A 20,225-nucleotide genomic window follows, 5' to 3' on the forward strand; every position below is an offset into this window, starting at 1 on the left:
AGGACTTGCAGCGGAAAGCCCGGCCCGCAGGGACACGCCCAAAAAAACACACGCGATAGTTCATTTTACAGATGTAGAATGGTACGGAAATTGCAAAAGGCGTACTAAAAAATTTACAGGTGGAAGTGTAAGTATTAGGCAATTATGTGGTATCTTTGCACATTATTTAGACTAAATATACACAGCTATGATAAAAGTATCTGATACAGCGAAAAGAAGGGCTGCTATGTTAATGGAAGAAGAAGGCTATAACCCTATGACAGATTATATAAGGGTAGGGGTTAAAAGCGGTGGGTGTTCCGGCTTGTCTTATGAACTTAAATTTGACAACAAGCTGGGCGAAAATGACAAAGTTTTTGAAGATAATGATATAAAAATCGCGGTTGACAAAAAGAGTTTCCTGTACCTGGCCGGTACCACACTGGAATATTCGGGCGGGCTTAACGGCAAGGGCTTTGTTTTTAACAACCCGAATGCGCAAAGGACCTGCGGGTGCGGGGAGAGCTTCTCTTTATAGTTATAAAGTTGAAAGTTTAAAAGTTTGTAAAGTTCCGTATGGAGAGATTAAATTCGTTTGAAGAGATTATTGCATGGCAAAGAGCTCGGGAATTAAATACGGAAATATACAGACTTACAAATGAGAATGGTCTTTTTGCCAAAGATTATGGCTTAAGGGATCAGATGAGGAGAGCGAGTATTTCTATCTCGTCTAATATTGCAGAAGGCTTTGAAAGAGAAACAGCTAAAGAATTTATTAGATTTCTCTATATAGCCAAAGCTTCAGCAGGAGAATTCAGGTCTCAACTATATTTAGCTTCAGATTTAGGTTATATATCACAAGTTGAGTTTGAAAGTTTAAATTATAAAATAAATGATGTGTCGAAGTTATAGAGTGGATTTATCAAGTACCTCGCAGGAACTTTATAACATTCTGACTTTAAAACATTACAACTTACAATGAGCAAATACACAGAAGAAGAATTAAAAATTGAACTCGAAAATAAAGAGTACGAGTACGGTTTTTATACAGATATAGAATCAGAAACGTTCCCCAACGGGCTTAACGAGGACATCATCCGTGCGCTTTCTGCTAAGAAGGAAGAGCCGGAATGGATGACCGAGTGGCGCCTGGAGGCGTTCCGTGCCTGGCAGGAAATTACGGAGCCGGAATGGGCCAATGTGCATTATGAAAAGCCTGATTTTCAGGCAATATCTTACTATTCGGCTCCAAAAAAGAAGCCAAAATACAACAGCCTGGATGAGGTGGACCCGGAACTGCTTGATACGTTCAAGAAACTGGGCATTTCATTGGATGAGCAAAAGAAACTGGCGGGTGTCGCGGTTGATATCGTGATGGACTCCGTTTCTGTTGCTACCACCTTTAAAAAGACATTGGCTGAAAAGGGCATTATATTCTGCTCTATTTCCGAGGCGATAAAAGAGCATCCGGAACTGGTTCGCAAATACATTGGCACAGTTGTTCCGCAAAGGGATAATTTTTACGCGGCGCTTAACTCGGCTGTTTTTAGTGATGGGTCGTTCTGCTATATCCCTAAAGGCGTGCGTTGCCCGATGGAGCTTTCTACCTACTTCCGCATCAACCAGGCAGGCACCGGCCAGTTTGAGCGTACGCTGGTAATTGCCGACGAAGGCAGCTACGTGAGCTACCTGGAAGGCTGTACGGCACCAAGCCGTGACGAAAACCAGCTGCATGCCGCAGTGGTAGAGCTTATAGCGCTTGATGATGCCGAGATTAAATATAGCACTGTACAAAACTGGTTCCCGGGCAACAAAGAGGGCAAGGGCGGTGTTTACAATTTTGTGACCAAGCGCGGGCTTTGTGAGAAGAACGCTAAGATAAGCTGGACACAGGTTGAAACCGGGTCAGCTGTTACATGGAAATACCCAAGCTGCGTATTGAAAGGGGACAATTCGGTAGGGGAGTTTTACTCTATTGCCGTTACCAACAACTACCAGCAGGCCGATACAGGAACTAAGATGATCCATCTTGGGAAAAACACCAAGAGTACTATTATTTCTAAAGGTATTTCGGCCGGTAAATCACAAAACAGCTACCGCGGGCTGGTACAGATAGGAAGCCGTGCAGAGAATGCGCGTAATTTTAGCCAGTGCGATTCGCTGCTCATGGGCAACAACTGCGGTGCGCATACCTTCCCGTACATTGAATCTAAAAACACAACAGCCAAAATAGAGCACGAGGCCACTACCAGTAAAATTGGTGAGGACCAGGTGTTTTACTGCAACCAAAGGGGTATCCCAACCGAGAAAGCCATTGCGCTCATTGTGAATGGGTTCAGTAAAGACGTACTGAACAAGCTGCCGATGGAGTTTGCAGTGGAAGCGCAGAAGCTGCTGGAGATAAGTCTTGAAGGATCAGTAGGATAAATTATTCAGGTTATGGACATCGTTTTGAAGAATGTAAAAAAAGTGCACCTGCCGGTTTTAAAATCGCTCGCTAAAGCTTTGGGCTTTGAGATCAGTCAGGCTGGGATCAATCAGGCTAAGATTAAAAGTAAAGGGTTTGACGCCAAAGCTTTTTCAGGCACAGTGAAATTTAAAGGCAATCCCGTTGAGATACAAAAAGAAATGAGGGATGAGTGGGAATAGTATTTTAGCTGACACCAACATTCTTATTTATCTATTACAGGGAAACGAAGAAATTGCTAATTACCTCAATGGGAAGGATATTTATATATCATTTATTTCTGAATTAGAACTGTTGAGTTTCCCAGGGCTTGATGACAACGATATAGAAAATTTAAGAAGTTTCCTTGGCTCGGTAAAAATTATTGATATAAATGCATCTATTAAATCTGCAGCTATAAATCTTAGGAGCAATTATAAGTTCAAGTTGCCAGACAGTATAGTAGCTGCAACAGCAAGCTTTTTAAATTTGCCATTGGTTACAGCCGATAAGCAATTGCTTAAAGCACAAACAGAAGTTAATGTACAATTGTACGATATAAAATAAATATTAATGCTAAGTATAAAAAACCTACACGCCAGAGTAGAAGACAAAGACATTTTAAAAGGTATAAACCTTGAAGTTCGTGCCGGTGAGGTACACGCTATTATGGGCCCTAACGGTTCGGGTAAATCTACACTTTCATCGGTTATTGCCGGTAAAGAGGATTATGAAGTTACCGATGGCGAAATCCTTCTGGAAGGGGAAGATATTGGCGAACTGGCCCCGGAAGAGCGTGCGCATAAAGGGGTGTTCCTTTCGTTCCAGTACCCTGTAGAGATACCGGGTGTATCGGTAACCAACTTCATGAAAACTGCCATTAACGAGAGCCGCAAGGCACAGGGACGTGAAGAAATGCCTGCTAATGAAATGCTGAAGCTGATACGTGAAAAGAGCGAGCTGCTGGAAATAGACCGCAAGTTCCTTTCCCGTTCGTTAAACGAGGGTTTTTCAGGAGGTGAGAAGAAGCGTAATGAAATTTTCCAGATGGCAATGCTGGAGCCGAAACTGGCCATACTTGACGAAACCGATTCAGGCCTTGATATTGACGCGCTTCGCATTGTAGCCAACGGCGTGAACAAGTTGCGAAGTGAGGATAATGCAGTAATTGTGATTACCCACTACCAAAGGCTCCTGGATTATATAGTGCCTGATTTTGTACATGTATTGTATAACGGCCGTATTGTAAAATCAGGTGGCAAAGAGCTGGCGTATGAGCTTGAGGAGAAAGGTTACGACTGGATAAAAGCGGAAAACTAGTCAGTCAAAAAGTCTTAACGTCCAAAAGTCAAAAGCCTGATGGGTAAATTTAGTTCGTTTGAAGATATAAATTCATGGCAGAAAGCGAGGGCTTTAAATAAAAGAATTTATCTGATTACTGAAGAAACTGCATTTAAGCGGGATTTTGATCTGGCAAGACAATTAAGAAGATCCTCTGTCTCTATATCTTCTAACATAGCTGAAGGTTTTGAAAGAAATACTGACAAGGAATTTATACACTTCTTATATATTGCAAAAGGTTCAGCAGGAGAGGTAAGATCACAATTCTACCTGGCGCTCGACCTTAATTATATTAGTATGGAAGTTTTCAATGAACTTTCGACTGAAATTAGTGAAATATCAATGCTGCTAAGCGGCTTTATAAAATATTTGAGTAAATAGTCGGTTCGAGTAAGTCTTTATGACTTTCGACGTTATGACTTTTGACATTAAAAGATGGAATTAAAAGAAAAACTGCTGTCCTCTTTCATGGCCTTTGAAGAAAAGGTGGATGTAACATCTGAACTACATGACATAAGGACAAATGCAATAAAAAAATTTGAAGAAAAAGGCTTCCCTACCAAAAAGGAAGAGGCCTGGAAATATACTTCGCTTAACTCGGTGCTGAAGAATGATTTCAGCGTGTTCCCAAAACAGGAAAACACACTGACGCAGGCGGATGTTAAGAAGTACTTCATCCATGACATAGATACCTACAAAGTAGTATTTATTGACGGGGTGTTCAGCTCGTTCCTGTCATCAACCACGCATGACGGTCTTGATGTCTGTCTCATGTCTTCAGCGCTTACAAAGCCTAAGTACAAAGAGGTTATTGATGAATATTTTAATAAGATAGCCAATACTGAAGACAGCCTTACCTCGCTTAATACAGCCTTTGCTATTGAAGGGGCGTACATCAACATCCCGAAGAGTAAGGTAGCTGATAAGCCTGTTGAGATCATGTATCTGTCTACCGGTACTGAAGCCGCGCTTATGGTGCAGCCACGCAACCTGATCATAGTTGGTGAAAATGCCCATGTGCAGATTATTGAAAGGCACCAGAGCCTTAACGGCAACCCGGTGCTGACCAACTCTGTTACCGAGATTTTTGTACAGGAAAGGGCGATGGTAGATTATTACAAGATACAGAATGACATACTTACTGCCAACCTGATAGACAATACCTACATAGCCCAGAAAGCGCATAGCAATGCTTCGGTACATACATTCTCTTTCGGAGGCAACGTTACCCGCAACAACCTGAACTTTTACCATCAGGGCGAAAGGGTAGAGAGTACGCTGAAAGGCATTACGATAATTGGCGAAAAGCAGCTGGTAGACCATTATACACTGGTGCGCCATGCACAGCCTAACTGCGAGAGCCACCAGAACTACAAAGGTATTTTTGACGGTAATGCTACAGGTGTATTCAACGGGAAGATATATGTAGAAAAGGAAGCGCAGAAGACCGATGCTTTCCAGCAGAACAACAACATACTGCTAAGCGATAAGGCGACTATTAATGCCAAGCCGCAGCTGGAGATTTTTGCGGATGACGTAAAATGCTCACACGGCTGTACCATTGGCCAGCTTGACGAAAGTGCCATGTTCTACATGCAATCGCGTGGGATCCCTAAAAAAGAAGCAAAGGCACTGCTTATGTACGCCTTCAGCAACGAAGTTATAGAAAGTATAAAAATACCGGAACTCAAGAACAGGATCACCAAGCTCATAGCCACCAAACTCGGTGTGAACATGGGGTTTGACCTTTAACATATGGCAGTTCTTCGGAACTGCTTTTTTTATACTTGTTATTCCCAAACATGCCGTAACTTTGTATAATAAATTTGACGATACAACCATGCTAGATATACAAGCCATCAGGGCTGATTTCCCAATACTTAACCAGCAGGTTAACGGCAAGCCGCTGGTATATTTTGACAACGCAGCCACATCGCAAAAGCCCAAAGCGGTTATTGATGCGATAATGAAATATTACGGTGAGATAAACTCCAACATTCACCGGGGGGTACACTACCTGAGCCAAAAGGCTACGGATGCCTACGAAGCCTCAAGGCAGAAGATTCAAAAGCACCTGAATGCAAAACACGATTACGAGATTATCTTTACATCGGGTACTACGCACGGCATCAACATTGTGGCCAGCGGGTTTGCCAAATTTGTAAAGGAGGGAGATGAGGTTATGGTATCGGCTATGGAGCACCACAGCAACATAGTGCCGTGGCAGATGCTGTGCGAACGCACCGGCGCCAATCTTGTGGTTATCCCGATGAATGAGCAGGGCGAGCTGATAATGGATGAATTTGACAGGCTGCTTAGCGGAAAAACAAGAATAGTAGCAGTAAACCATATTTCCAATGCGCTGGGGACGGTTAACCCTATTCAATATATTATTAAAAAAGCACATGAGGCCGGGGCTGCGGTATTGATTGACGGCGCACAGGCCGTTCCACACATGAAGCCTGATATGCAGGAGCTGGATTGTGATTTTTATACTTTTTCGGGGCACAAAGCCTGCGGCCCAACAGGCAGCGGGGTGCTATATGGCAAGGAAGAATGGCTCAATAAACTGCCGCCCTACCAGGGAGGTGGCGAAATGATTAAGGAAGTAACCTTTGCCAAAACTACTTATGCTGATTTGCCACATAAATTTGAGGCTGGTACGCCGGGCATAGCCAGCGGCATTGTTCTCGGCACGGCAATTGATTATCTTGATGCAGTAGGTTTTGATAATATAATCCGATATGAACAGGAACTGCTGGATTACGGTACCGAAAGGCTGCAGGAAGTTGAAGGCCTGCGTATAGTAGGCACGGCTACCCACAAGGCATCGGTAATTTCGTTTCTTGTGGAGGGCACGCACCCGTATGACATAGGCGCTATTGTAGATAAGATGGGCATTGCCATACGCACCGGCAACCACTGCACCCAGCCTGTAATGGATTTCTTCGGGTTACCGGGTACTGCGCGCGCCTCTTTCGCGTTTTATAACACAAAGGAAGAGATAGACATACTGGTTGAGGCCGTAAAAAAGGCACAGCGTATGCTTGTTTAAAAAGTAATAACTTTGCACCATGAAAAAAATAATGCCTGTTTTGCTTATAATAGTTGCGTTTTGTGGCTGTGCCTCATCGGCGCTTAAAAATCAGGAAAAGGATGTAGCTATTCATTACAAAGCAGTTACAAGGGGTCGCAGTGTTGAGGTTACTGTTAACAAAGACAGTGTACTGGCTTCAGATTCAAGGGCCGGCCTAAAGGCATCAACTGCAATAAACAAGCAGGACTGGGAAAAGATATTACAATTGCTTAATAAAGTAAAGCTGGAGGGTATGCAGGGCCTTGAGGCTCCCAGCAGTAAAAGAATGTATGACGGCGCACTGTCGGCAGCGCTTGAAGTTACAGTTAAGGATAAAGCTTACAGGAGTAATGGATTTGACCACGGCAACCCCCCGGCTGAAATTGCCCCACTGGTTGCCGGACTATTAAATTTAGCCGGTATAAAAGAATAATATGAAGATACAGGATATACAGGAAGAAATTATAGACGAATTCTCAATGTTTGATGAGTGGGATGAGCGTTACCAGTATGTGATTGACCTGGGGAAGACATTACCGCTTATTGACGAGCAGTATAAAACAGACGATAACATAATAAAAGGATGCCAGAGCAAGGTTTGGCTTCATGCTGAGGAAAAGGACGGTAAGGTAGTTTTTACCGCTGACAGCGATGCTATTTTAACCAAGGGGCTTATAGCGATTTTCATCCGGGTATTTTCAGGCCAGGCGCCCGAGGCTATACTGGAAGCTGATACCGATTTTGTAGATGAAATAGGGCTTAAGGAACACCTTTCGCCTACAAGGGCCAACGGGTTGGTATCAATGATAAAACAGATAAAAATGTATGCGCTGGCTTTCCAGGCAAAAAATTAAGTTATGGAACAAGAAATAGACACTGCACAACTGGGTGAAGAGATAGTAAAGGTATTAAAAACTATATACGATCCTGAGATCCCCGTAGATATTTATGAACTGGGACTGATATATGACGTTATGGTAAATACCGACCATGAGGTGAAGATACTCATGACCCTTACATCACCAAACTGCCCGGTTGCCGAAAGCCTTCCGCGGGAGGTAGAGGAGAAGATCACTAAAATTGAAGGTGTTAAAGCTGCTGAGGTTGAAATTACTTTCGACCCGCCGTGGAGCCGCGACCTTATGAGTGAGGAAGCCAAACTGGAACTGGGAATGCTGTAGGCCTCCACCGGCTCCTCCGAAGGAAGGGAGAAGTACACGCAGTGGCCAGTTTGCCGTCGCAGTCACACTATACCTGTTGAAGTACAGTCATACATCTCAAAGGAATAAAACCTGAAACATGAAACCTGAAACTAATATAAATTCAGATAACGAAATAATTAACCGCGTTGCCAACAGCGTACTTCAGGTGTTCGATCTTGAAGATTATTACCCAGAAGAAGAGCGCGTGGCGCTTGATATATCGGCATGGCTTTGGGAAGGGTTTGTACTGAAGGAAAAAGAGTTCCGCGAAACGCTGAAGGGCCATAACTGGGAGCAGTACAGCAACAAATATATAGCTCTGTACTGCAGTACCGACGCCATCGTGCCCGCATGGGCTTACATGCTGGTTACGGTACACCTGCAGCCTTTCGCCAAAAAAATAATACAGGGCACGGTTGATGAGCTTAATGTGGCCGTATACCAGGATATACTTGCCAGGCTTGATTATACAGAATATACCGGCAAGCCTGTAATTATAAAAGGCTGCTCTCGCAAGCCGGTGCCGCAGGAGGCTTATGTAATGGCTGCCGCACAGCTTATGCCTTATGCAAAAAGCCTTATGTTTGGCGAAGCATGTTCATCAGTGCCGCTTTATAAAAAGCCCCGCTCTGTTTAACACAAATTTGTAGCACCCTTAATATTTTATTGTGGTAATAGCGGGTAAATTTGAAATTTACGAATCTAAACCGCAATAGTATGTCAGCATCAGCATCACACACAACAACAGACCATAAAAAAATCCAGGAATGGGCCGAAGCAAGAGATGGCAAACCGGCAGTTGTAGAGAGTACCGCAAAGAACGGCGGCGGGCTTTTAAGGATAAACTTCCCCGGTTATGCAGAAGATAACCTGAAAGAGATATCGTGGGAAGAGTTTTTTGAAATATTTGACGGCAATAACCTTCAGTTCCTTTACCAGGAACAGACAAAAGACGGTGGTGAGAGCAGGTTTTTTAAGTTTGTGAATAAATAACCGCGACAAGGCAATTTTCTATATTACAACATAGCATTGATACGGATGCTGGCCTTCACAAGGGCAAGCGCCCTTATTTTTGAAAGCTCTACATCCTTGTCCTGGTGCTTTTTATTTTCGCTTACAAGCCTTATATATCCGGGCACATCCGCGCGATGGATATATTTAACCGTAATATACTCTTCATCATTCATAGCGATACTCATAAGGTACATCTCGCCCCAGAAAATATTGTTAGCAATATCGTTTACTTCTTTATAAAGTACAATATCGCCGCTCTTCAGTATCGGGTACATACTGTCACCGGTTACATATACAGCGCCGTCACATTTGGGCATATGCGGAATAGAAATATGGTCAACCGGCTGTATGGCTTTGTCATTGCTGAAAATGGGTACAATTCCCGCTACGGCTTCAAGGTCATATAGTGGTATCTGTTGGCTCTCTACTGTTGTGTCGGTTTTCAGGCGATAGGTTTTCACAGCCCCATTGCCAGTCAGGGCAGGTTCAGCAAACATATCGCCATAGCCCGTTAAAAGCCACACCGGATTGATGTCGCTGTAAACGGAAAGTATCTTTTCCAGGACATTAGAACCTATGCTTTTACCGTCTTTTACTGCTTTCGATATGCTTCCACGGCTCGACCCAAGCGAATTTTCAAAAGCATAATAGCTTATACCCTTTGCTTCAATGTATTGCCCTACCCTTTTTGACACCATAATTAAATATTTTAATACAATATTACAAAAAATTGTTTGTGTAAGAAAAAAATAGCATATTCAAATTAACATCCTTAGAAAATATTCATTAACAGCCTAAAGAGCCATGAATATTGCAATTATTGTACATTTGCCAATCCATGGAAAAAAGGTTTACATACCCAAAAAGTGAAAAACTGAAAAGCAGGAATACCATAAACCTTCTTTTCAGCGAGGGCCTGTCAGTAGCAAAATACCCACTTCGCCTGGTATATGTGCGTGTGCCTGATGCTCCCGCGAAACTACAGGCAGGTGTTTCCGTATCAAAAAAATATTTTAAAAAGGCTGCCGACCGCAATTATTTTAAAAGGTTACTGCGTGAGGCTTACCGGCTAAACAAGCACCTGCTCACCGATGCCGGCAATGCTTATGCTGTCATGCTGCTTTACCAGACAAATGACAGGCTGGGATTTGAGGAAATTAACAGCCGCACCATCAGGCTTTTTGAAAAGTTTATGGAGCAGGAAAATGCTAACCGGCATTAAGCCAGCGTACTAAATATAACGGTTTGGCGTTACAGCTAAAAATCACCCTATGAAACAAACCATTATTTTGCTGGTGCTGATGGTTCAGCTTACAGCATGCAAAAAAGAGGAAGAAGCCGGAGTTGGAAGTACTGATGCGGTTATGGCTATGGAAGCTGTTGCGGCAAATGAACCCGTAGTGGCCACTGACAGTACCGGCGGCAGGCTGTTTTCGGTACAAAAAATAATTAAGAATGCCGACCTGCGCTTTGAAACTACTGATATGGCAGCTACATCTGCCGAAATACACGCCGCTGTTAAAAAATACGGCGCGCAGCTGCAGCAGGATTCTGAAAGCAAAAACGACTATTCTGTAAGCCGGAATATGATTATACGGGTGCCGTCAGCATCGTTTGACCCTTTTCTTGCCACTATAGGCAGGGGTGTAGCTTATTTTGAGCGAAAAGAAATATCCTCACAGGACGTAACCGAGGAGTATATTGATGTTGAAGCACGTATGAAGGCAAAAAAAGTGCTGGAAGCCCGGTACCTTGAGCTGATATCAAAAGCAAAAAAAGTAAGCGAAATACTGGAAATTGAAAAAGAACTTTCGGCCATACGTGAAGAAATTGAGGTTAAGGAAGGGCAGCTGCGGTATATGAAAAACCGCGTGGCGCTAAGCACGGTTACCATCGAATTCTATAAAACAACAGAAAAATCGGGAGGCGCTACGGTATCATATATAAGTAAAATGTGGGCTGCAATAAAATCAGGCTTCAATACATTATCAGGTTTCTTCATTAGCCTGCTGTATATGTGGCCTTTTATACTTATTTTCGTAATAGCGTATTTATTAATACGCCGGAAACTCAGAAAAAGAATGAAAAATGACAAAACTATTTAAAAAACGATATGTATTGCCCCTTGTGGCTGCGGGCATACTGTTTGTAGGCGCGGGATTTAAAAATGATTTTTTTGAAATAGCCAAACAAATAGAAATTTTCACTACGCTGTTCAAAACAGTCAATACAAATTATGTAGACGAAACTAACCCCGGTGAGCTCATGGACAAGGCCATAAAAAGCATGCTTTCGGACCTTGACCCCTATACGGTTTATTTTAATGAACAGGATGTAGCCAAATTCAAGATTAACAACACCGGCGAATACACAGGCATTGGCGCTGTGGTTACCCGTAGGGAAGGAAAGCTCATCATCCGGGAGCCGTATAAAAATTACCCTGCTGATAAAGCCGGGCTCAAAGCGGGTGATGAAATTATACAAATAGGCGATGTCAACCTTGCTGCTTTCAAGGAAGATGCCGGTGAATTGCTCAAAGGCACCCGCAATACTAAAATTGATATTAAATACCTGCGCCAGGGGAAACCGTATTCGACACAAATTGTTATAAATGAAGTGGATGTAAAAGCCGTGCCTTTTTTTTCTATGGTAGGGAAAGATGTAGGCTATATAGTACTTTCCCAGTTTAACGGGAAAGCCTCTGCAGAAACGAAGGAGGCGCTGGTACAGCTTAAAAATGAAGGTGCGAGGAAAATTATCCTGGACCTAAGGGGCAACCCCGGTGGGCTTTTGAACGAAGCCGTTAATGTTTGTAACCTGTTCGTGCCGCAAAATGAGGTTATTGTTACCACAAAATCAAAAAACGAAAAGTACAACAACACTTATAAAACACCTAAACCGCCTGTTGATATAGAAATTCCACTGGTAGTGCTTGTTGACGGCAAAAGCGCTTCGGCTTCCGAAATTGTGGCCGGGGCCCTACAGGACCTTGACCGGGCTGTTATAGTAGGCAGCCGTAGTTTTGGCAAGGGCCTGGTGCAGCGCCCACTGGACCTTACGTACGGCACACAGGTTAAAGTTACCATATCGCGCTACTACACGCCTTCAGGCAGGGGCATACAGGCGCTTGACTATACGCATAAAGATGCTGACGGCAAAGCCATCCGGATTGACAAAAAGAACTATAACGCTTTTAAAACCCGTAAAGGCCGGACAGTGTATGACGGAGGCGGGATACTTCCTGATGTGGAGCTGGAAGAAGCCAAACAAAGCGCCATTGCCGATGCGCTGCTACGAAACGATGGCATTTTTAATTTTGTTACCGGCTATTATTATAAAAATCCAAGCTTAGGCGCCAACGTGCCGTCATTCACTGACAATGATTTTGAAACATTCAAACAATTCCTTAAGAAAGAAAAATTTGATTTTGATACCGAAACAGAAAGGGCCCTAAAAGCCACACTCGAAGTAGCCAAAAAAGAAAAAGTAGACGGGAGCATTTCGGCAGAATACCAGCAGCTGCTGACCGCACTGCAAAAAAGTGAGGAAAAGGAGTTCAACGCACATAAAGAAGAGATAAAACAACTTATTATTGACGAGATAATCAAACGCTACCAGTACAAAGAAGGGCTTTATAAATACTACACTACAAACAATCCTGAAATAGCAAAATCTGTAGCGCTTTTAAACAATCCCGCAGAATATAATAAAATTCTTTTAAAGTAACTGCATAATCCTCATCTTCAACAGGTGGGGATTTCTCTTTGTCCCGAGAAATATTCGTTACATTTTCAAAAGGTTTTTACAAAATGACATACCTTTGCTGTTTAATTTAATATTGCCGTGAGCACCAGTCACAAACAACTTAACAAAGTAACCTTAGGCGGGCTTATTGTTACTTTGGGTATTATTTACGGGGATATAGGAACCTCGCCTCTTTATGTAATGAAAGCCATAATGGGTGACCAGCCCATACAGGATGATGTAGTACTGGGCGCCCTGTCGTGTATCTTCTGGACACTTACTTTACAAACCACTTTTAAATATGTAATCCTTACGCTACAGGCCGACAACAAAGGTGAAGGCGGTATCTTTTCGCTGTACACCCTCGTAAAAAGGCTTAAGAAAAAAGGGCTTATAGTACCTGCGATTATTGGCGGGAGCGCATTGCTGGCCGACGGGATTATTACCCCGCCAATATCAGTGTCTTCAGCCATAGAAGGATTAAAGATATACCGCCCGGAGCTCAACACGGTACCTATTGTAATAAGCATCCTGTTTGTGCTTTTCTTTATTCAGCGCTTTGGCAGCAAGTTTGTGGGTAAGTTCTTTGGCCCTATGATGCTGCTATGGTTTGGTATGCTGGGAGTGCTGGGGCTTATCCCCATGCTTTCAAACTTGTGTGTTATCAAAGCGCTAAACCCATACTACGCTATTCACCTGCTTTCCATACACCACGAAGGGTTCTATGTACTTGGCTTTGTTTTCCTTTGTACTACCGGGGCCGAGGCGCTATATAGCGATATGGGGCACTGCGGCAGGGGAAATATACGAATTAGCTGGGGCTTTGTTAAAAGTATGCTGGTGCTGAACTACTTTGGCCAGGGCGTATACCTCATGGAACACCATGGGAAAACACTTATGGAACTTAGCGGTACGCCGGGCAACCAGGGTAACCCGTTTTACCTGCTTATGCCGGACTGGTTCCTGCCATTCGGTATTGCCATAGCTACCTCAGCAGCGGTTATTGCATCGCAGGCATTGATAAGCGGGTCGTTTACGCTCATCAGTGAAGCTATGCGCTTAAACTTCTGGCCGAAAGTGTCGGTTAAATTCCCTACCGACCTCAGGGGGCAGATATATATCCCTTCCATAAACTGGCTGCTTTTCCTCGGGTGCGTTTTCATTGTACTCCACTTCAAAGAATCTGGCAATATGGAAGCGGCCTATGGCCTTGCCATTGTCATGTGCATGATTATGACAACCATACTGCTCGGTTATTATATGGTGATGAAACGTTACAACCCCGCTGCTATTGTAGGTATTATACTGGTATATTTTGCTATAGAATTTTCTTTTTTAATTGCCAATATCAGCAAATTCTCACATGGGGGCTATGTGTCACTAATCATAGCGGGCTTGCTGGCTATAATAATGACGGTATGGCATACGGCTAAAAAAATCCGCAGTGAGTATACTGAGTTTACCAAGATTGATAATTATAAAAATGTACTTTCAGAACTTAGCCATGACACGTCAATACCAAAATATGCCACCCACCTGGTATATATGACTAATGCTAATCTTGGCGATGAAATTGAGTCTAAGATTATCTATTCCATACTCCAGAAAAGGCCCAAAAGAGCAGATATTTACTGGTTTGTACATGTTAATGTCGTTGATGAGCCTTACCGCATGGATTACCGCGTAAGGGAGATTATGAAAGATGATGTAATACGGGTGGATTTTTACCTTGGCTTCCGCGTGGCGCCAAGGATAAACCTGATGTTTAAAAAAGTAGTTCAGGATATGGTGAAGCGGGGTGAAGTAGATATTACCAGCCGCTACGAGTCCCTTAACCGGAACAATGTTATAGGCGACTTTAAATTCGTGATTATTGAGAAATTCCTGTCTTATGAGAATGAAATCCCCTGGTATGAAAGGATAATCCTTGATATTTACTTTATACTGAAAAAGGTAAGCCTCTCCGAAGGAAGGGCTTTCGGGCTGGACAGCAGTTCCATAAAAGTAGAAAAATTCCCTATTGTTATACACCCACCGGAAGATTTAACGTTAACCAGGGTGGAGAATAATCAACAACAATCGTATGAAAAAGATCTGTAGCCTGCTATGCCTGCTCTTGCTAAGCGGTGTTGCCTATCCTCAGGAAGAGGTAGTGCATTCTGTTTATTTTGAATTTGACAAGCATACGCTCGACGAAAAACAGGCGGGTGAAACCGTTAATTTTATCAAAGCTATTGATACGACGCGTATCGAGAGCATCCAGATATTTGGCTATACTGATGACCGCGGAAAAGATGCCTACAATTTCAAGCTTTCATCAAACAGGGCAAACACCATAAAAAACAAGCTGATAGAAAAAGGAATAAAGAACAAGATTATTGTTACTATAGAAGGCAAAGGGCGTATTTTGCTTGATGAGGATATCGACAATAAATCGGAAGCACGCTCCAAAAACAGGCGTGTTGACGTGGTAATCAACTTTAAACCGGCCCCGCCGCCAAAACTGGAACCCGGCGTATACAGCACCATTACCAAAAACATGCGTACGGGCGACCGCGTTTACCTGGACCTGATTTTATTTGAACGCGGCAGCAGCAAGCTAACACTGCAATCCAAAAAAGAGCTCGAAAAAATTGCCAAACTGCTTCAGAAGTACAAGAACCTGGAGTTTGAAATACAGGGACATATATGCTGTACACCTTCTTTCCAGAAAGAAGCTATTGACCGGGATACCAAAAAGCGGGAACTTTCTGTTAACAGGGCGCAGGCTGTGTACAAATATTTAATAATGAAAAAAGTGCCGGCGAGCAGGATGACTTTTAAAGGTTACGGCAACACAAAACCGCTGGGCATGGGTTCACAATATGACAGGCGTGTTGAGCTGGTTATAACAAAAACGTAGGCTATATAAAGCCCCTTTCCATCCTGATGTGGGGAATCCCGTCTTCAAGGTATTGCTCCCCGTATGGGAGAAATCCATGGCTTTCATAAAATTTTTTTAAGTATAATTGGGCCGATATTGTAATGCTTTTGGTGCCAAAAAACGTTTCAATGGCTTTTATTGCTTCATGCTTCATATCATGCCCCCATTTCCTGTCCCTGTAGCCACTGCTTATAACAACACGCCCCACAGATGCATTATCAAAATAATCACCGGCCGCAAAAAGCCGGCAGTAAGCAACTATAGCACCTTCGTAAATGCCTAAAAGGTGCAGTGCCTCTTCGTCTTTGCCATCTATGTCCTGGTAAACGCAGTTTTGCTCCACCACAAACACTTCTGAGCGCAGTTGCAGCACTTGGTAGAGTTCCGGCAGGGAAAGTTCATCAAAACGCTTTATCTTGAATTCAGGGTTCATATAAACCTGACTGATTTAATTATTGCCTCAAGCTCCACCAGCAGGTCACGCTTGGGAGATGACGGGCTGTAAATAAATCCTTCGATTATAAGGTAGCACTGGTGCTTATCATCCCTGATGGCATAGTTAAGGAATGGGCCGTCCATGAAATCATTTTCCATTTCCCAGTTACCGCGGGTTTCAAAAGCCCTTTTGTCCCGAAAACTGGTCATGAAAATATAGGGTGAATAGGCTTCTTCAGTTTTCATATACGTGCCTGGCTCCTGCCCATGGATATACATGTTCCCTACAGAATCACGCATTTTGATAAGGTTATTGATAAGGGTTTTATCTTTTTCTACGACTTCATAGGGCACTTTATAGATTACAAGGCTGGTATTGCCACTGGGAATATCTTTTTTAAGCCACAGGAAATCTTCATTCCTCATTGCTAAAGTATACGTTTTAGGTACACTGGCCTTAATGCCGAAGGGTGTAAACAAGGACTGGCCCAGCAACCCTGTTTTCTTATGCCGGTCCTGGTATTCGGTAATTTCAGTATCGCGTATCTTCATGATAACCTCATCAGCGTGCATCTCTATGAGGTGCAGAAGGTCATCCACGGATTTGCCTGTGATAGTAAAAACATTTTGCGGGGTGCATGTGGCATTGTGCCTGTAGGTGAAGTTGTTAGTAGTGCCTTTCTCCACCAGCACAATGTTCCTTCCCTTACTCAGGCTGCCGGTAAAAACTTTGTGGTTAAACTGGTTTAGTGTGAAAATTGGCTCTTCCATTGTAAGCCCGTCAACCGGCGCGGCAAGCCGTTTCCTGATGGTGTCGCCTACTTCTCCATTCCACAGCACATCACTGATAACAACCGCTATTTCATTGATATTGCCTGTAGAAGCAGCGGCATTATGCTCATCGCTTTTACAGGCAATAAAAAATATAACAAAAACCAAAACTATTATTTGTTTCAGTCTTTTCATTATGTGCTTTTAGTTAATTTGTTGTTGTGCCTCCGCCGGATGTGGTAACCACTTTAAGCTTCATTCCGGGCTGTATGCTTTCGCCCTGGATCTGGTTCCACGTCTTCAGGTTTTCAACGGTAACGCCGGGGTGTTTTTTGGCAATGCTAAACAGGGAATCGCCTTTCTGTACAATGTACATGCGCTCCTCTTCAAAATTGATATCCTTCGGTTTCCTGGCATGACTTGCAACAGTGGCTTTAGTATCCACAAGAGCATTTTCCTCTGTTGCCGCCGGGTCTGCAGCAGGCTTGGTATTGTCAGCCAACGCAGTTGCTGCCGCTACCGTATCCTTAGCGTCTTTAGTATCTTTTACCTTAGGCTCTTTTATAGCAATGGCCTCTTTAACCGGCACCGTTATCATAACGTCCTTTACAATCTTAAGTTTCTGGCCCGGTACAATGTTGTTGCCTTTAACTTTATTCCATTTTTTCAGTTCGGCGACAGAAACGTCATGCTTTTCCGCAATTTCACCAAGGCTGTCCCCGCGTTTCACCTTATAGATTTTGGTTGAAACCGATTTTTTCTTTTTATAGGTAGTCTGGTAGGCCACCGCAGTAGAATCCCTTCTTTCTACAATAGGGTTAAGGTTAAAGTTTGGCCTTTCCCTTTTACTTTCCTGATAGTCTATGTACGCATATATTGCTTTTTCGTTAGACGTAAAAAGAGCTATTTTATCTTTAGGGAGCCTTAGGTAATGCGGTTTTTCAGCCGTGTACGGTATAACATCCAGCTTATAAATAGGATTAAGGAACTGCAGCTGCTGAACAGGTACATCGAGCAACTGTGCTATCTGCCTGAACGACATCTGGCGTTTTACCATTATAGTGTCTGTCTCAAAATACGTTAGTGGCGCCTTTCTAGGCTTAATGCCATGCTCCTTCTGGTATTCGTAAATATACATAGTAGCCAGGAAAGCCGGCACATAGCCCTGAGTTTCCAGCGGAAGGTGTTTCCTTATGTTCCAGTAGTTGCGGTATTCGCCGGAGCGGCGTATTGCTTTGGTAACATTACCCGGCCCGGAATTGTACGAGGCCAGCACCAGGTCCCAGTCGCCAAAAATATTGTAAAGGCTGCTAAGGTACTGGCAGGCCGCCTCAGTAGCTTTTAAAGGATCGTTCCTTTCATCAACATAAGAGTTTACTTCAAGGCCATATTGCTTTCCGGTGCCATACATAAACTGCCACAGGCCGCCGGCGCCAACACGCGAACGGGCGCGGGGGTTAAGGGCTGACTCAACTATGGCGAGGTATTTTATTTCAATAGGTACATTGTATTTGGCCAGGTGCTCTTCAAACATCGGGAAATAATACTCTGAAATAGCCATAAGCCTCTCGTATGCCCGTGGCCTGTTTTTCAGGTATGATTTAATAACGTTTTCAAGGCTTTTTGTGTACTCGATGTTAAAGGGCGACTTTGCATCCATTTTAGCCAGCCTTTCCTTCAGCAACTCTGTTGAAAGTGCGTAAGGCACTTCTTCATCCGGGTTTACCGTTAACAGGTCTTCCTGCATGCCTTCAAAAAGGCCCTGGTTGGCCAGTTCTTTCATCCAGAGGCTGTCAACACAGCGCAATTCTGAATTATGCACAAAAGTTGACTTTATAGAATCAAGGTAGGATTTTTTAATGTCAGGTTTTAATTGTGTGGTTGCCTCTGCCGGCCCCTGCGAAAATCCCGCAAAAGACAATAAAATAAAGACAAATGACAATGTTCTTTTTTTATTCATAATTTACTTTTTAATCAGTTAAATTACATTTTATTACAAAGTAACAATGTGTGTTATAACTATGGTTTTAATTTAATATTGTAAACTTTAACAAAGCTATTGCTGTATCGCAGCAATGCCCGGCAGCGTTTTTCCTTCAAGCATTTCAAGCATCGCACCTCCGCCGGTAGATACATAGCTCATTTTAGGCTCAAGGCCAAACTGCTTAACCGCAGCTACAGAGTCGCCACCACCAACAAGAGAGAAAGCGCCGTTTTTAGTAGCTTCAGCAATATCATTTCCTAACGCAATGGTGCCCTTTGCAAAATTTTCCATTTCAAAAACACCAAGCGGCCCGTTCCATAATATGGTTTTAGATTCAAGAATTACTTTCCTGAAATTTTCCAGCGATTTTGGCCCTGCATCAAGCCCCTGCCAGCCTTCAGGAATGGCATTAACATCAACCACCTGTGTTCTGGCATCATTATTAAAAGCATCTGCTGCCACAACATCTACAGGAAGATGCACCTGTACGCCTTTTTGTTGTGCCTTTGCTAAAATTTCAAGGGCAAGCTCCTGCTTGTCATCTTCACAAATAGAATCTCCTATTTTACCGCCCTGCGCTTTAATGAAGGTAAAGGTCATCCCTCCGCCTATAATCAGGTGGTCAACTTTATCAAGAATATTTTCAATCACTGTAATTTTTGATGATACCTTGCTTCCCCCTAATACTGCTGTAACAGGTTGTTCGCTGTTCTTCAGCACTTTATCAAGGCTTTCAATTTCTTTGGCAAGCAATTCGCCAAATACTTTATTTTCAGGGAAAAATTTAGCAACTATGGTAGTTGAGGCATGTGCCCTGTGCGCTGTGCCAAAAGCATCATTTACATACACATCGCCCAGTTTTGAAAGTGCTTGTGCAAATGCTTCATCGCCAGCTTCCTCTTCTTTATAAAAACGAAGGTTTTCAAGCATCAGAATCTCACCGGGCTTAAGGGCAGCGGCTGCTTGCACCACCTCATCGCCTATGCTGTCGGCTACAAATTTCACCTTAACGCCAAGTATTTCAGAAGCCTTATCAACAATATGCTTCAGGGAATATTTGTCTTCCTTTCCTTTTGGCCTGCCCAAGTGCGACATAAGGATTACGCTTCCTCCGTCACTAAGTATCTTGTCAACAGTAGGTTTTGCCGCTTCTATTCGGTTGGCATCAGTTACCCTGAAGTTATCATCAAGGGGCACATTAAAATCTACGCGGATTAACGCTTTTTTTCCTTTAAAGTTGATGTCTGATAATGTTTTCATCAGGTTGGTAAGAAGTTATTTTATTTTTTGAAGAATGGCAAATATAGCCC

24 protein-coding genes are annotated in these 20,225 nt (G+C 43.2%); 19 read left to right on the plus strand and 5 right to left on the minus strand.

Annotated features, from left to right (window positions below):
• Positions 1 to 187: 187 nt before the first annotated feature.
• From CHU92_RS11665 to CHU92_RS11730, 14 genes are all read left to right on the plus strand, one after another.
• Positions 188 to 517 carry a HesB/IscA family protein gene (locus CHU92_RS11665; RefSeq protein WP_094415770.1) on the plus strand — a complete coding sequence of 110 codons (330 nt, stop codon included), beginning with the start codon at positions 188 to 190 and terminating at the stop codon, positions 515 to 517.
• 38 nt (positions 518 to 555) lie between these two features.
• Complete coding sequence (locus tag CHU92_RS11670) at positions 556 to 891, plus strand: four helix bundle protein (protein WP_094415772.1); 336 nt, start codon at positions 556 to 558, stop codon at positions 889 to 891.
• Between the two features lie 66 nt (positions 892 to 957).
• Complete coding sequence (gene sufB / locus CHU92_RS11675; protein ID WP_094415773.1) at positions 958 to 2,406, plus strand: Fe-S cluster assembly protein SufB; 1,449 nt, start codon at positions 958 to 960, stop codon at positions 2,404 to 2,406.
• Between the two features lie 12 nt (positions 2,407 to 2,418).
• The gene (locus CHU92_RS11680; RefSeq protein WP_094415775.1) at positions 2,419 to 2,628 is read left to right on the plus strand and encodes a hypothetical protein; all 210 of its coding nucleotides are present in this window, start codon (positions 2,419 to 2,421) and stop codon (positions 2,626 to 2,628) included.
• Positions 2,615 to 2,992, plus strand: a complete 378-nt coding sequence (locus tag CHU92_RS11685; RefSeq protein WP_094415777.1) for a type II toxin-antitoxin system VapC family toxin — start codon at positions 2,615 to 2,617, stop codon at positions 2,990 to 2,992. The genes CHU92_RS11680 and CHU92_RS11685 overlap by 14 nt, the downstream gene beginning before the upstream one ends.
• Before the next feature lie 6 nt (positions 2,993 to 2,998).
• Positions 2,999 to 3,745 carry a Fe-S cluster assembly ATPase SufC gene (gene sufC, locus CHU92_RS11690; protein ID WP_094415779.1) on the plus strand — a complete coding sequence of 249 codons (747 nt, stop codon included), beginning with the start codon at positions 2,999 to 3,001 and terminating at the stop codon, positions 3,743 to 3,745.
• A 39-nt stretch (positions 3,746 to 3,784) separates the two neighbouring features.
• Positions 3,785 to 4,147, plus strand: coding sequence for a four helix bundle protein (locus tag CHU92_RS11695; RefSeq protein WP_094415781.1), 363 nt, complete (start codon positions 3,785 to 3,787; stop codon positions 4,145 to 4,147).
• Positions 4,148 to 4,201: 54 nt separating this feature from the next.
• The gene (sufD, locus tag CHU92_RS11700; protein ID WP_094415782.1) at positions 4,202 to 5,518 is read left to right on the plus strand and encodes a Fe-S cluster assembly protein SufD; all 1,317 of its coding nucleotides are present in this window, start codon (positions 4,202 to 4,204) and stop codon (positions 5,516 to 5,518) included.
• An 88-nt stretch (positions 5,519 to 5,606) separates the two neighbouring features.
• Positions 5,607 to 6,821 (plus strand): aminotransferase class V-fold PLP-dependent enzyme, encoded by a 1,215-nt coding sequence (locus CHU92_RS11705; protein ID WP_094415861.1) that lies wholly within the window; start codon positions 5,607 to 5,609, stop codon positions 6,819 to 6,821.
• A 19-nt stretch (positions 6,822 to 6,840) separates the two neighbouring features.
• The gene (locus CHU92_RS11710; protein ID WP_094415784.1) at positions 6,841 to 7,275 is read left to right on the plus strand and encodes a hypothetical protein; all 435 of its coding nucleotides are present in this window, start codon (positions 6,841 to 6,843) and stop codon (positions 7,273 to 7,275) included.
• Position 7,276: 1 nt separating this feature from the next.
• Positions 7,277 to 7,696 carry a SufE family protein gene (locus CHU92_RS11715; protein WP_094415786.1) on the plus strand — a complete coding sequence of 140 codons (420 nt, stop codon included), beginning with the start codon at positions 7,277 to 7,279 and terminating at the stop codon, positions 7,694 to 7,696.
• A 3-nt stretch (positions 7,697 to 7,699) separates the two neighbouring features.
• Positions 7,700 to 8,023 (plus strand): SUF system Fe-S cluster assembly protein, encoded by a 324-nt coding sequence (locus CHU92_RS11720; RefSeq protein ID WP_094415788.1) that lies wholly within the window; start codon positions 7,700 to 7,702, stop codon positions 8,021 to 8,023.
• 118 nt (positions 8,024 to 8,141) lie between these two features.
• Positions 8,142 to 8,681 (plus strand): DUF2480 family protein, encoded by a 540-nt coding sequence (locus CHU92_RS11725; protein WP_094415790.1) that lies wholly within the window; start codon positions 8,142 to 8,144, stop codon positions 8,679 to 8,681.
• Positions 8,682 to 8,761: 80 nt separating this feature from the next.
• On the plus strand, positions 8,762 to 9,037 hold the full coding sequence (locus CHU92_RS11730; protein ID WP_094415792.1) for a hypothetical protein: 276 nt from the start codon (positions 8,762 to 8,764) through the stop codon (positions 9,035 to 9,037).
• 23 nt (positions 9,038 to 9,060) lie between these two features.
• Here the strand turns inward: CHU92_RS11730 and CHU92_RS11735 are convergent, their stop codons facing one another.
• On the minus strand, positions 9,061 to 9,756 hold the full coding sequence (locus tag CHU92_RS11735) for a S24 family peptidase (RefSeq protein WP_094415794.1): 696 nt from the start codon (positions 9,754 to 9,756) through the stop codon (positions 9,061 to 9,063).
• A 140-nt stretch (positions 9,757 to 9,896) separates the two neighbouring features.
• On the opposite strand from CHU92_RS11735, the gene rnpA reads away from it, so the two are divergent.
• The 5 genes from rnpA to CHU92_RS11760 all read left to right on the plus strand — a co-directional run bounded on the left by rnpA (position 9,897) and on the right by CHU92_RS11760 (position 15,704).
• Positions 9,897 to 10,280: a ribonuclease P protein component gene (gene rnpA, locus CHU92_RS11740; RefSeq protein ID WP_094415796.1), complete on the plus strand. Its 384-nt coding sequence runs from the start codon at positions 9,897 to 9,899 to the stop codon at positions 10,278 to 10,280.
• Between the two features lie 49 nt (positions 10,281 to 10,329).
• Positions 10,330 to 11,163, plus strand: a complete 834-nt coding sequence (locus CHU92_RS11745) for a DUF4349 domain-containing protein (protein ID WP_094415798.1) — start codon at positions 10,330 to 10,332, stop codon at positions 11,161 to 11,163.
• A complete protein-coding gene (locus tag CHU92_RS11750) occupies positions 11,147 to 12,784 on the plus strand; it encodes a S41 family peptidase (protein WP_094415800.1) in 1,638 nt (545 codons plus the stop codon). The genes CHU92_RS11745 and CHU92_RS11750 overlap by 17 nt, the downstream gene beginning before the upstream one ends.
• 117 nt (positions 12,785 to 12,901) lie before the next feature.
• Positions 12,902 to 14,902 carry a KUP/HAK/KT family potassium transporter gene (locus tag CHU92_RS11755; protein WP_165764652.1) on the plus strand — a complete coding sequence of 667 codons (2,001 nt, stop codon included), beginning with the start codon at positions 12,902 to 12,904 and terminating at the stop codon, positions 14,900 to 14,902.
• Entirely contained in the window at positions 14,886 to 15,704 is an 819-nt protein-coding gene (locus CHU92_RS11760; RefSeq protein WP_094415804.1) for an OmpA family protein, read from the plus strand. The genes CHU92_RS11755 and CHU92_RS11760 overlap by 17 nt, the downstream gene beginning before the upstream one ends.
• A gap of 1 nt (position 15,705) precedes the next feature.
• On the opposite strand, the gene CHU92_RS11765 is transcribed toward CHU92_RS11760, so the two are convergent.
• The 4 genes from CHU92_RS11765 to CHU92_RS11780 form a co-directional block, all read right to left on the minus strand.
• Positions 15,706 to 16,158: a GNAT family N-acetyltransferase gene (locus CHU92_RS11765; RefSeq protein WP_094415806.1), complete on the minus strand. Its 453-nt coding sequence runs from the start codon at positions 16,156 to 16,158 to the stop codon at positions 15,706 to 15,708.
• Complete coding sequence (locus CHU92_RS11770; RefSeq protein ID WP_094415808.1) at positions 16,155 to 17,126, minus strand: DUF4837 family protein; 972 nt, start codon at positions 17,124 to 17,126, stop codon at positions 16,155 to 16,157. Before CHU92_RS11770 ends, CHU92_RS11765 begins: the two co-directional genes overlap by 4 nt.
• Before the next feature lie 13 nt (positions 17,127 to 17,139).
• Positions 17,140 to 18,891 (minus strand): lytic transglycosylase domain-containing protein, encoded by a 1,752-nt coding sequence (locus tag CHU92_RS11775; protein WP_094415810.1) that lies wholly within the window; start codon positions 18,889 to 18,891, stop codon positions 17,140 to 17,142.
• Positions 18,892 to 18,987: 96 nt separating this feature from the next.
• Positions 18,988 to 20,175 (minus strand): phosphoglycerate kinase, encoded by a 1,188-nt coding sequence (locus CHU92_RS11780; protein WP_094415812.1) that lies wholly within the window; start codon positions 20,173 to 20,175, stop codon positions 18,988 to 18,990.
• Positions 20,176 to 20,225: the final 50 nt, after the last annotated feature.

The sequence above is a fragment of the Flavobacterium cyanobacteriorum genome (assembly GCF_002251835.1).
Taxonomy (GTDB): Bacteria; Bacteroidota; Bacteroidia; order Flavobacteriales; family Flavobacteriaceae; genus Flavobacterium; species Flavobacterium cyanobacteriorum.